Annotated in this window: 5 protein-coding genes; all 5 read left to right on the forward strand. The window is 33.5% G+C overall.

What is annotated here, in order from left to right:
* Window positions 1–717 precede the first annotated feature (717 nt).
* From ETU10_RS07975 to ETU10_RS07995, 5 genes are read left to right on the forward strand one after another with little or no spacing between them, the layout of a single operon-like run.
* The gene (locus ETU10_RS07975; RefSeq protein ID WP_146311282.1) at window positions 718–5,163 is read left to right on the forward strand and encodes a hypothetical protein; all 4,446 of its coding nucleotides are present in this window, start codon (window positions 718–720) and stop codon (window positions 5,161–5,163) included.
* Window positions 5,164–7,233: a fibronectin type III domain-containing protein gene (locus tag ETU10_RS07980; RefSeq protein ID WP_146311284.1), complete on the forward strand. Its 2,070-nt coding sequence runs from the start codon at window positions 5,164–5,166 to the stop codon at window positions 7,231–7,233. It abuts the gene before it with no gap.
* A gap of 2 nt (window positions 7,234–7,235) precedes the next feature.
* Entirely contained in the window at window positions 7,236–10,532 is a 3,297-nt protein-coding gene (locus ETU10_RS07985; RefSeq protein WP_146311285.1) for a T9SS type A sorting domain-containing protein, read from the forward strand.
* 27 nt (window positions 10,533–10,559) lie between these two features.
* Window positions 10,560–11,927 carry a PKD domain-containing protein gene (locus tag ETU10_RS07990; protein ID WP_146311287.1) on the forward strand — a complete coding sequence of 456 codons (1,368 nt, stop codon included), beginning with the start codon at window positions 10,560–10,562 and terminating at the stop codon, window positions 11,925–11,927.
* A 48-nt stretch (window positions 11,928–11,975) separates the two neighbouring features.
* On the forward strand, window positions 11,976–13,784 hold the full coding sequence (locus tag ETU10_RS07995; protein WP_146311289.1) for a hypothetical protein: 1,809 nt from the start codon (window positions 11,976–11,978) through the stop codon (window positions 13,782–13,784).
* Window positions 13,785–13,790 lie beyond the last annotated feature (6 nt).

Here is a 13,790-nt window from a genome sequence, read left to right on the forward strand (position 1 = left end):
AAAAAATGTTAAACCTAATATACACTAGTAAAACTAAAAAAATACCCAAAAACAAAAAAGTTATTGGCATAACTATCATTGTCAAAATAAAATTATAAGTTCTAAAAACTGTATTTAAGGAAAATATTGTAAGAATTGATGTAGCACTGTCTTTTTAGCTATAAGTACATAAGCACAATTTAAGAAATGGGAGAGTATAAAAAATGGGTTCGTCTGCTTTAATGTAAATTCATTAGTAATTCTTTCATATGGGAAATTAAGTTGCTTTAATTACATATTGATTATTCATTATTTGAGATAATTCATAAACTTTTAATTTAATAATTAATTACAATCAACAAAAATAGTAAGATGAAATTATTTATATAAATTTAAATAATTACTAACTAAAGACGTTGTTTTATATTAAAATAAATAATAAATTTATAATTTTATTTATTTAATTAGATTATGTTAAATTATATTAAATGTAAATGTTTTATAATAAACATTATTATTAATATTATTGAATTTATTTTTTAATATTATATTTGCGGCTACTATAACTAACTATTCTCACTATGAAAAAAAGATTATCTATTTAATAGCTAATTTATTATTTCTTCAATTTTTTTATGCCCAAAATCTAAATTCAAATTCTGAAGCAAAAAATACATTTTCATTAGTTGAAAAAACGACTCATGGATAAATAATTTTTCTAGTGAGGATATACAAGAGTTGCCTGTAGGTATTAAGTATACTTTTGGGGATAAAGGAAGTAATATGCAAGCAGCATTGGGGATTATTAATGCAACTGTATATTCGGAATATGCAGAAGTAACCTTATTTGCAAGAGTTAGATTACCTCAAACTGATGCTAAGGGTAAGCCTTATGAACTATTTTTTGGAGCAGATAAAGTTAAAATTTCACATGATGGTGGAATTATGGGAGATGTTAAATTAGTTCTTTTAGGAGATATTAATATACCCTTTACTGGTAATAAATGGTTAATTAATTTAAGAGGTGGATTAGATTATAAAAAAGGATATATACAAGGACTTACTTATTTAACAGTTAACTGTGATGGTATTAAAGAATTAGGAGTATCTGGAACCGTTGAATTTTCTAGAGATCTTATTTTGCCCATAGAGTTTAATGGTGAGGTAAATGAGGATAAAAAAGAAATTACAATATCACAAACTAATGAATTAGGAACCTATAAAAAATCTGTACCTAATAGGGTAAAAGGAGAATTTCAAACGGTTGTTTCTGATTGGAACGATATGCTATTGGAAGTAAGTATTCAATGTTTTGTATTGAAAGAAAAAAGAAATGGAAAAAATTATGATAGCAATTTTCAATTCTATGTGAATAGAGCCGTTTTAGATTTAAGTGATGTTAGAAATAGTCCTTCTGTAAAATTTCCAGATTACTATTATAACAACCATTTACTTATCCCCAATACAAATTCTTGGAGAGGTATCTATGTTGAAACTGTAGAAGTGAGAATGCCGAAAGAATTTATGACTACTCAAACGGTAAAGGATAAAAAAAAGGTAGCGTTTGGCTCTCATAATCTCATTATTGATAATTACGGAGTTTCAGGAGATTTTTATGCAGATAATCTTATACCACTCAAAGAAGGTATAACTAATAAAGAAAAAGCCTGGGCTTATTCAGTAGATCATATAGGGATTAATTTAGCCGCTAACTCATTAGTAGGGGCAGAATTTAATGGAAAGATACTATTGCCAGTTTCTAAGCAAGAAAAAGATTCAAGTAAAGTAAGCTTATCATATGTAGGAATAATTTCACAAAAAGAATACCTTATTTCAGTTAAGAATGATACAATTGTAGATTTTAGCATATGGAAAGCCAAAGGTCATTTAGAGCCCAATAGTTATGTAGAATTGAAAGTAAAAGAAGGAGAATTTAGATCCAAGGCAGTACTTCATGGAGATTTAGTTATTAAAGAGTTAAAAGAAAATTCTAATAAAGAAAAAATTAGCTTTGAGGGAATTGTTTTCCAGAATCTTCAGTTGCAGACAGAGGCAACTTTGTTTGCAGTTGATTATATGGGGTATAAGCATATAGGAGATAGAAAATTTATGAATTTCCCTATAACAATTTCTGAAATGGGAATAACAACAAATAAGGATGGAGCAAACCTATACTTTGGTATTCGAATAAATTTAATGGGAGATACACAGAAGAGTGAATTTTCAGGATTCACAAGACTTTCAATCTTAGGTGAATTTGAAGAATATAACAGAAAGCAGAAATGGAGTTTTAAAGGAATCGAAGTAGGGACTATTGCATTAAAAGCAGATATGGGAGCGCTTAAATTGACTGGAAATTTGGAAATTATGGAGAATCATAGGATTTTTGGAGATGGTTTTAAGTCTTCTTTACAGGTAACCTTTGGAAGTTTTGGTACTATAACAAGCAATGCTATTTTCGGAAGTACAAGTTATCGATATTGGATGGTTGACGCTGCAATAGAAAATTTAAATTTAGGAGTAGGCGCAATTAATTTATCAGGTTTTGCCGGAGGAGCTTCCTATAAAATGAAAAGGAGCGTAGATAACACAACTTCTTTAGATTCAGGCCTAACCTATATCCCTGATGAAAATATTGGATTAGGTGTTAAAGCAGCAGTAGCCTTAAACATAGGATCTAAGAAAGCAATACAAGGAAGTGCAGGTTTTGAAATATTATTTAATAATAAGGGAGGTGTAAACCAAATAGGTTTTTATGGAAATGCCAGCGCAATGAATTTCGATAAATATGCTTATAAACTATCCAAATTAAAGTCTAATCTCCACACCCTAGTGAAAGATAAAACAGGGATTAGCAAAGTCGAAAATTCAAAAATTGTTAATCAAATGGTAGGTAATCAAAAAATAAAAAATCTTTTAGATATAGCTAAAAATGATTATCCTAATGAAGATAAAAGTACTTCGAGTATACAAATCCTATTCGGAATGCAACAGGATTTTGTTAATAACACATTCCACGCAGAGTTGGAAACTTATGTAAATGTTGCAGGAATGTTAACGGGGAGAGGATCCAACCATAGAGCTGGACTAGGAGTAATGCATATTTCTCCTAACGAATGGTATGCTTATTTAGGAAGGCCAAGTGATAGGTTAGGAATTAAATTAGGGGTGGGTCCGGTTTCAATTAATACGGGTGGATATTTAATGATAGGAGACCGTTTAGAAGAAAGTCCTCCCCCTCCTCCAATGGTATCACGTATTTTAGGGACTGATACAGAACGTCTCCGCTATATGAGAGATGAGAATGCTTTGTCTTTAGGGAGAGGATTTGCTTTCGGAACAGATTTTAGTTTAGATACAGGCGATATGCGTTTTTTAGCTTTCTATGCCAGATTTATAGCAGGAGGAGGCTTTGATATTATGCTTCGAGATTATGGAGATGCACAGTGTATAAATACAGGAAAACAAGCAGGGATTAATGGATGGTATGCTAACGGTCAGGCTTATGCCTATTTACAAGGAGAATTAGGAATTCGAATAAAGCTATTCTTTATTAAGAAAAAAATACCAATTATAAAAGCGGGTGCTGCGGCTCTATTTCAAGCAAAGGCCCCTAACCCAGTTTGGATGCGGGGTTATTTAGGAGGACAATATAATCTTTTAGGAGGACTAATTAAAGGAAAATTTAGGTTTAAAATAACTTTAGGAGAAGATTGTGAATTTGCAGAGAAATATCCTATTGGTGGGATTAAAATGATTGCAGATTTATCCCCTGATAACAATAGTGAAACGGATGTATTTGCAATACCTCAAGCAACATTTGCAATGAAAGTTGGTGAAGAATTGTTGATCCCCGAAGAAGATGGAGATAAAACCTATAAAATATTTTTAGATCAATTTAAAGTATTTAATGCAGGTCAAGAAATAGAAGGGAAAATTGAGTGGAGTGATTATAAAGATAAAGTAAATTTTATCTCTAAAGAAATTTTACCTCCCAATACATTGCTTACTGCTAAAGTGCAGGTAAGTTTCATGGAGAAAAAAAATGGAATATTTCAGCCTTTGATCGTAGATGGAAAAAAAGCGGTAGAAATGGAGGAAAGAACTTTCACTACAGGGGGAGCTCCGGAGATAATACCTTTACAAAATATACAGTATTCATACCCTGTTATTGACCAGAAATATTTTTTCACGGACGAATATAAACAAGGGTACATACAATTAAAACGAGGACAAAGCTATTTGTTTGACGACAAACAATGGCAAAGTACTTTACGATTAGTGGATAGCGAGGGAAATCAGCTTAAAACTGATTTTGAATATATGGTAGGAGATAATAAAATTAATTATACGCTGCCCAAGATGAAACAATCACAAACTTATCAATTCCTCTTAGTAAGTAATCTTAAAAAATCTTCCAAAAATGCGAATGAAAAAGAGGTTGTTTACAAGCAAGAAAGTATGGAAGATGAAGAAAATACGGTAGAGATTAAACAAAATCAGGCAGAAAGTAAATCTAAAGAAGGAGAAATTGAAAGGCTGTCTTATAAATTTTCAACTTCTCAATACAAAACTTTGAAAAATAAAATAAATTCTTTAACGGTTACTTCATACAACTGGGATAAAATTTATTCAGATGTTATCTATCTAACGAACAAAATTAAAGATCACGAAAATTTTGATTGGGTTGAATTAACAGGCAGTGAGTATACAGAAAATATTCCAACACTATTGGCAGAAGCAATACTAGAAGACGAATATTATAAAAAAGACATTTATCCATACCTGTATCAAGGATATCCATTAGCGAATAAATATTTTATAAAAAATAGAGATACTCAGGAATTAGGGGTTCCTCCCTCCAAGTCTCTACCTATTTATAGCGATTATCTTACCTATATAGAGTATGGCATTAATTCCGAATGGACCAGAAGTACTTTTCCTTATAAATATAACCTACCTTATCAATATAAATTGGACTGGGTAGATTTATTGGGACAGATAGTGAATGATTATGTAGATGGAAAATTACCGGAAAATAGCTCTATACTAAACCTAATGAAGGGAGACTATAAATTTATTAGAGAAGGAAATTACCGAATAATTCTTAAATACAGGCTTCCAGGAGGAATTTTAGGAACTCAAGAAACTATCAACTTTAAAAATAGAATAAAGTCTAACTAAATGAAAAAAATTATCTTTTCAATTCTAGCTATATTGTCTGTAATATTAATTTCTGCTCAAGAAAAGAAAGAAGCATCCTTACGAATGATAGTTCGAGAGCAATCCAATCAGATTTTGTTACGATGGGCAGTAGATCAGCCTATGGCTTGGCAAAAAGCCAATGAGTTTGGTTATATTTTAGAAAAATATCTTTTCTCGAAAGAGGGTAAAATTCTATCAAAACCTAAGTTTATTCAGGAGAAATTAATAAAAGCAGAGCCATTATCTAGTTGGGAGAAAATGGTTATGGAAGATGATAATGCAGCCATAATTGCACAAGGACTATACGGAGAAAGCTTTTTAGTAGAAGCAGGAAGTAGCGGTAAATTAGCAGATATAGTTAACCTTTCAGAAGAACTAGAGCAAAGGTATTCCTTTAGTTTACTTGCTGCGGATATGAATTTTGCGGCTGCAGTAAAAGCCGGGTGGGGTTATATAGATAAAGAAATAAAAAAAGGAGAAGTATATATTTATAAAATTAAGACCGCAGTTCCTGAAGATGTGGCTAGAATAAAAGGAAATTCAGTAATTGGTAATCCTTCCAATTATCATCCCTTACCAGCCCCCATGGATGTTGCAATCCTAGGGCAAGACAAAAGCGTACTACTTACTTGGGAATATCAAATGTATAAAGATATATACACCACATACAATATTCAAAAATCCAAAGATGGAATAAATTTTAAAGATTTAAGTGAAACACCTTTGGTCAATGTTTACGATACTCCTGATTCGCCCGCAAAAAGAATGTATTACATAGATACCTTGGCACAAAACGATCGAAAATATTATTACAGAGTGTATGGTATATCTCCATTCGGAGAAAAAGGCGAAAATTCTAAAATAGTTTCGGGTTCCGGAGTTTCAAGTCTACAAAATACTCCGGCAATAACCAGCTATGAGTTTACCACAAACGAAAATGAAGCAATTATAGAATGGGAATTCCCCAAAGAATCTGAAAAGGATATTGAAAAATTTCAATTAAATAGATCCTCTACCGATCAAGGACCCTATATAGTAATTGCAGATAACATTCCGGTATCTCAGAGAAAAATAATCTATTCGGATTTACAACCCACCAATTATCTAACCATTACGGCGGTGGGAAAAGCACCTAATCAGAAAATGACTTCTTATTCCACCTTCATACAACCCATAGATTCTATTCCCCCGGTTCCTCCCATTGGTCTAAAAGGAACGATTGATAGTTTAGGAGTAGTAAAAATAACCTGGGAACCTAATCAAGAAAAAGATGTATTAGGATATAGAATATTTAGGGCAAATATAGAAGGTGAAGAATTTTCTCAAATTACCGTATCACCCATCAAAGAAAATTTGTTTATAGATTCCGTACAAGTAGCTTCCCTAAATCCTAAAGTATATTATCGATTGGTGGCTGTTGACCAACGATTTAATAATTCAGATTATTCAGAAACCTTAGTTGTTGAAAAACCTAAACTAATTCCTCCGACATCCCCTGTTTTCAGTTCGTATAAAATAGAAGATGGAAAGGTAAACCTTAGCTGGATTACTCCTACAGAAGACGGAATAACCCTATTGTTAGAAAGAAGAAAAGAAGAAGAAGTAAACTGGGATATAATTTTTCAGACTAAAGATACACTGCAAAATTTCATAGATGAAAAAGCACAACCAAATAAACAATATGTATATAGATTAAAAGCAGTAAACAACCAAAAATTAGAAGCGGTTTCGCCTGAACTAACTTTGAAGGTTATCAATCTTTTACCAGAAAACATAATAAAAGAAATTACCCCAATAGTAAATAGGGAGAAAAAGTTCATTGAACTATTTTGGAGTATAGAAAATAATAAAAAAGAGGAAATAGTAGAATTTACCCTATATAAAAAAGACGAAGCTACAGAACCTACTACCTGGAAAGTGTTGCCCGGAAAATTTACTCGAGTAGTAGATACACAAATATATCCAGGGAAAACTTATACTTATTATATAAGAGCCATTTTATCCAATGGGGCATTTTCCAACGTAAAAACAATTGAAATTACTTACTAACTATGAAAAAATTACTTTTATTCTTTTGTCTATTACTTTTATTTTTTCAAACCTTAAATGCTCAACAATATAAGGTTATAATAAGAGATTACCATTATACTCACTATGTAAATAGAGCTGGATGTAATTCAAGTAGTAATGTTTTAAAAATAAGTATTATTTATAGTGATGGATATAAAGAATTGATTTATGAAGGATCTCCAGAAGGTGATTTACATACAGATAAATTATTAGAAGATAATTTAATTTCAGGACGAAGACCAGTAACTATCAATTTTTATTCAGAATTGCGTGGGAAAAAAGGAGCTAACAATGGTTGTGCTGGACCGGCTATAATTGACCAAAGTGTAAATTTTTCAACTTCATGTACTACATCTAACCTTAGTGGATATGGAGAAGCATCACGATCTAATAGTACTGTATATTTTAATTTCGATATATTTCCTGTTATGGAATTGGAGCAATCCAACAATACCATTTTGGGATATGACGATATAAAAAATATATCTGTAAAAGCAGGATCCATGAATTTTCTACCTAATGCATACAATTGGCAGTATCAGGTAGCCCAATCTCAAGGAGCATTACCTACAGAAAATCGGTGGGTGGATTTACCCGAATTTAATGGCAAAAAGAATATAGACTTTAAGCTTTCTAAGTATTATGTATGGAATGGAGAAAATAAAAGAGTTTATTTTAGAATAAAAACCTGTAATAACAATGTTTCCAATGTAGTTTATCATGACATTAAACAATCCTCGCCTCATATTACTAAAACAAATGTAGCAAATACTTCTTGTTTTGACCAAACAGACGGAAGTGTAAAATTAACTTTTGATAGACAATTGCAAGAAAATGAAACTATAAATTTAACTCTCCAGAAAAAATCTTTAGCAGGAAATTTTTATGAATTTTACGCTTCCCATGAGAATCTTCGTGAATTAAATGAAGAAAATACTGCATTTAATAATCTCCCATCAGGAGATTACCGCGTACAATTAGTAGGTTTTTATAAAGGCTTTCCTACCTATACGGATGGTTCCAACCATTCGGTATTATTTACCATTCAGAAACCTGCTCCGGTAACTTTTCAAACCAAAATTACTCCGGTGTATTGCAAAGGAGGACAAGACGGTGTTATAGAAATTATAGCACAAGGAGGGCAGGGAAGCTATCTGTATCAAATAGAATATCCCGATGGAACCATTTCCGAATGGATTCCTTTTTTAACAGGAGGAAAAACGCAAATCTCCCATTTATTACCCGGAGAATATAAAATTCAAGTAAAAGATACCCACGAATGCTATGCCCGGGAATTAATAAAAAATACACAAGGAAATATTATAGGTTTGGGGCAACTAATCCTACAAACGGCAATTATAACCGAACCTGAAAAACCGGTAAATATAGCATATGTAGATTACAAAGAGCCTTCAGCTTTTGGCTTTACCAACGGTTCTATAACAGCACAAATTACCGGAGGTACCCCCTATAATAATTCAAAATTATATAATTATACATGGACTTATCAAGATGGTACTGTTTGGACCCATGTAGAATCAGCCACTTATGAAGGAAATGAAGGTTGGTTTATAACCTTAAAAGGAGCACCGGCAGGAAAATATACACTTACAGTAACCGATGCCAATTATGAAGGAGCAACAGATCAAGCTTCCTGTACAGTTTTTGAATCGGAATTTATTTTGTCACAGCCAGACCCTTTAGTAGCAAAAATTACTTTAAATACTCCTATTTCCTGCAATGTAGGAAATGAGTATGGAGATGAAACCGATAACGATCCAAGGGATGGACAAAGAGATGAATCTCAAAACGGACGTTTGCAGGCAAAAGTAAGTGGTGGAGTTAAACCGTATACTTATACATGGAAAAAACAAACGGAGAATCAATGGCAAATAATTACCACCCAATCCGATCAAGAAGAAACTTCGGAAGCTTATTATCTTTCCGATGGTAATTATGCCTTTAATGTAAAAGATGCCAACGGAATTATTTTAGGAGAATATATAAATAATGAATTGGCAGAACAAAAAGACGAAATTTTTTACTTACATCAACCGGAACCATTAACCCTATCTTTTGAAAAAGAAGATATTACCTGTTATCCGGGGAATAACGGTTTTATAAAAGCCATTCCACTGGGAGGGGTAGCTCCTTATAGCTATGAATGGACAACAGGGTCTACAGAACCACAAATTAATCATTTAATTGCGGGAGTGTACAAAGTAATAATTACAGATGCCGCAGGGTGTAGGGTAGAAGGAAGTATTGCATTGCAACAACCTGGGGAGATAGTTATCGAAGAAAGTATAGAAAATCCCACTTGTTATGGAGGAAATAACGGTTCTATCCATGTACAAGTTACCGGGGGAGTAGCTCCCTACCAATATCTTTGGAATACAGGAGATACCCATGCATCCATAGATCATCTTTCTCAAGGAATTTATACCCTGACCGTTACAGATGCCAGAGGTTGCATAGCGATTAAACCAATAGAAATACAAAATCCAGAAGAATATAAAATTAATTTAGGTGGAAATAGAGTATTGTGTAATGGGCAATCATTAGATTTAGATGCTACCCTAGAGGGAATATCAGCCACATACAGCTGGGAATCTTCTAACGGTTTTTTCTCACCATCTGCCCAGGTAACTCTTACAGACCCGGGAAACTATAGAGTTACGGCAATCACAGAGCAAGGATGCATAGTTGTAGATGAAATAAATATTTATCGTTCTAATGTAGATATAGATGCTGAATTTTTGTTAGCGACCCAAGCCTACGTAGGAGAAGAAGTAATACTTGTAAATGTAAGTCGTCCACAAGGAGAGACTACTCAATGGTGGGTGCCTAATACCGTAAAAATAAATAATCAGGAAGATCAACAAATCTCTTTAAACTTTCCAAAAGAGGGAAATTATATCATTGGATTGACTTCTACTCAGGGAGAATGTTCTCAATATTTTGAAAAAAATATAATCGTAGAACAAAGCAGATCTTTACCCAATCCGGGAACTACCCAAAATCCATTGATCAAAGAATTTACACTAACCCCTAATCCCAATCAAGGTGAATTTAAAATTTTAGTAAAACTATCTGAAGAAAGCCCTGTAGTACTACGTGTTTTTAATACTAACGGACAATTGTTTGATGAAAGAAAAATACAAGGTAAATCAGAATATGAAGAAATGTATCATCTCCTTAACTTAGGGTCTTCCATATATATTATTGTATTAGAAACCTCCAAAGGCACTTTGGTAAAAAGAATGATTACTTATTAAAAACGCCTAATTACGTACAACCAGACTATGAAATTAAAGAAATATTTATTTTGCTTACTAGGTATTATGATAACCCTTCAATCCTGCTATAAAGATAGCATAATTGAAGCAAAAGCAGCTTTTGAGTTAAAATATGTACAAGAAAATTATTCCATACCTGTACAGATTCATCTACTAGACAAATCCGAAGGAGCCGAAAACTGGGAGTGGAGTTTTGAAGGAGCAATTCCTAGTTCTTCCCATAAGAAAAATCCAGGAACCATCACCTATGAAACTCCGGGCGAATATACCATAAGTCTTACCGTAACCAACAAAGATGGAGGGAAAGATACTTATACTGAAACCATACGGATCTATGATGCCATAAAAATTGATTTTTCTGCGCAGATTATAAATAATCAAGCCAATTACCCTCCGGTACAGGTAGAATTACAAAATAACACGGAAGGGATAGGATTTACTTATTTATGGGAGTTTGAAGGGGGGATGCCTTCTATTTCTACCGAAAAAATACCTCCGGTGGTTATTTTTTCCACTCCCGGAGAACATAAAATAACCCTAACCGTAGATAATGGAAATAAGAAAGAAAGATCATCAAAAATAATAACCGTAGCCGATAACATAAGTTCCTTATTTCATTGGGAAGTAAGTTTATTTGATAATGACTACCAAGCCCCGGTGCGCCTTCAGCTGAAAAACCAATCTAAGAATGCAACTGCTTATTTATGGACTTTTGAGGGAGCTACCCCTTCCGTTTCTACAGAAAAAGAACCGGCCGTAGTATATCAAAATCCGGGAACATATACTATAAAATTAGAAACAGATAACGGAAGTAGCCAATCTGTGTCTGAGCAAACAATAACCATTTATAAAGATACGAACCTAAGAATATTTAAGAATATAAAATTAGGGATTCATTCCGCACATACACAAAATACCCAAGGAGCCTTTTTTTCTACAGTAATGCAACGGAGCTATACGGCACAAGAAGTAAATGAAACTAATAGTAATCAGATTGATTTGGTTTTCTTTGGGTTGAGTCCTGCCTTTACGTATAACAAATTTGTATCTCCCGATAAAGTTTCCTCCGAAGGATTTCCAATCCTACCCAATGCGCAACCTACCATTTTTGTTAACTCCCAAGAATTATGCAATTGCGGTACCCTTCTTTCCCCGGAGCAATTTGAAGGTATGAATGACGATCATTTACTTCAATCTCTTACTCCACAAGAAAATCCTGCAGGACTTCAACGATTTGGAAATACAACCCCTCGGGTAATTCTTTTCCAAACCCAAGATGGAAGAAAAGGAGCCATAAAAATCAATCAAATGGTGAATCAAGGAGAGGAATCTTTTATTATCTGCGATATAAAAGTTCAAAAAACAGCAAAATAAATAAAATTATTGAAGAGAAAAGGAGGATAAAGAATAGAATTGCCATCTATGAAAATAACTACTACTAAGAACAAACAACGAATAAGGAGAATCTCTACTTATTTTTTACGCATACAATATGTCTTATCGGGAATAGGTCTTTTTTGGGGAGGATGTTTGCAAGCCCAGGATTTAGACTTTGAAGCAATGTCTCAAGCGACAGATTTAAAAATAAATGGAGCTGTAACAGCCAATAGTGTGTTTTATAATTCCAATCAACGGAGTTCAAGAGAACCCTTTACCTACTATCTGCAAGGGAATATTAATTTAAGTTGGCTGACGTTTTCCATGCCTATTTCTTACAGTCTTACCAATCAGGGAAATGAATTAAACTATCAAGTACCCTATAAGTTTAACAGACTAAGCATTCACCCTAAATGGAAATGGATCACTGCCCATATTGGAGATGCTTCCATGAGTTTTTCTCCCTACACTTTAGACGGGCATCAATTTACCGGAGCAGGATTGGAGCTTACCCCTGAAGGTCCCCTAAATATAAGTGTTATGGGAGGGCAATTATTAAAAGCTGTAAAACCTGATGAGTTTCAACCCCAAACCCTTCCAACTTTTAGAAGAATGGGATACGGAGTAAAAACTTCCTGGGAAAAAGAAATTTATAAAATCCAATTTTCCGGTTTTTATGGAAGAGATGAAAAGAATTCTCTGCCTTATATCCCGGATGATAGAGGGGTAACCCCTAAGGAAAATCTAGCCCTTAGTTTAGGCGGAGAATTAGCTATAACCAAGGATATAAAGCTAAGTGCAGAATATGGCTCTTCTGCTATAACCCGGGATACCCGGGATGCTTCTTCCTCATACCGAAGAGGTTTGTCCGGATTATTCATAGGAAATCCTAAGAATAGTACCCAATATTACAGTGCTTACAAAGCTGGATTGGAATTTAGGGTGGAAAAGATGCAATGGGGCGTAGGGTACGAAAGGGTAGACCCGGGCTATGAAACCCTAGGGGCTTATTATTTTACTAATGATTTTGAAAATATTACCGTACACGGTTCCCGCCCATTTTTAAACGATCGGTTAAATATAGCTTTTAATCTAGGCTACCAAAGAGACAACTTAGAAAACACCAAAGAGCAAAATACCAGAAGAATAGTAGGAGCCGTAAATGCATCGCTTCAACTTTCAGAAAAACTAAACTTCACCGGTTCTTATTCCAATTTTACCACTTATACCAACCAGCGATTAAACCAGTTTGATCAGATCAATCATTATTACGATCCTGAACAAGAATATTTACAGACGTTTCGCTATGAGCAATTGTCGCAAAATGCCAATATAAATGCCAATTGGAATATTTCGGCTAAGGATAAACTTTCTCAAAATTTTAACTTTAATTATTCCTTAGCCGCTAGTGCGAATAAAACAGATGGTGTTATACGCAGAGGGCAGGCTAGCAACTTTCATAATTTTAGTACCGCCTATAACCTAACCTTTCCACAAAAAAACTTAAGTATAAGCACCTTGCTTAATTATACTTATGTAGATATTACCGATAACGATTCCCGATCTTGGGGGCCTTCTGTAACTCTAAATAAAAAACTGTTGAACCAAACATTGAATACCAATATAGGAGTTTCTTACAACACCTCGGAAAGTAAACAAGCCAATAGCCAAATAATAAATCTGAGAGGCGGAGCTACTTATACTTTATTTAAAAAACATAATTTTAATTTAACCGGTATTTACCTCATTAAAAGTGGAGGAACTACTGCTGATTTAAATGAACTAACAGTAACCTTTGGCTATGGTTATTCTTTTGACCTAGGCTCTCCGAAGGGGAAACCCAACAACAATTAAACCTAA

This window comes from Apibacter muscae, from assembly GCF_007845595.1.
Taxonomy (GTDB): Bacteria; Bacteroidota; Bacteroidia; order Flavobacteriales; family Weeksellaceae; genus Apibacter; species Apibacter muscae.

Bases quoted from the DNA above. Each gene is read 5' to 3' on its own strand.
- ETU10_RS07990 (WP_146311287.1), top strand. From the start codon at position 10,560: ATGAAATTAAAGAAATATTTATTTTGCTTACTAGGTATTATGATAACC.
- ETU10_RS07985 (WP_146311285.1), top strand. From the start codon at position 7,236: ATGAAAAAATTACTTTTATTCTTTTGTCTATTACTTTTATTTTTTCAA.
- ETU10_RS07995 (WP_146311289.1), top strand. From the start codon at position 11,976: ATGAAAATAACTACTACTAAGAACAAACAACGAATAAGGAGAATCTCT.
- ETU10_RS07980 (WP_146311284.1), top strand. From the start codon at position 5,164: ATGAAAAAAATTATCTTTTCAATTCTAGCTATATTGTCTGTAATATTA.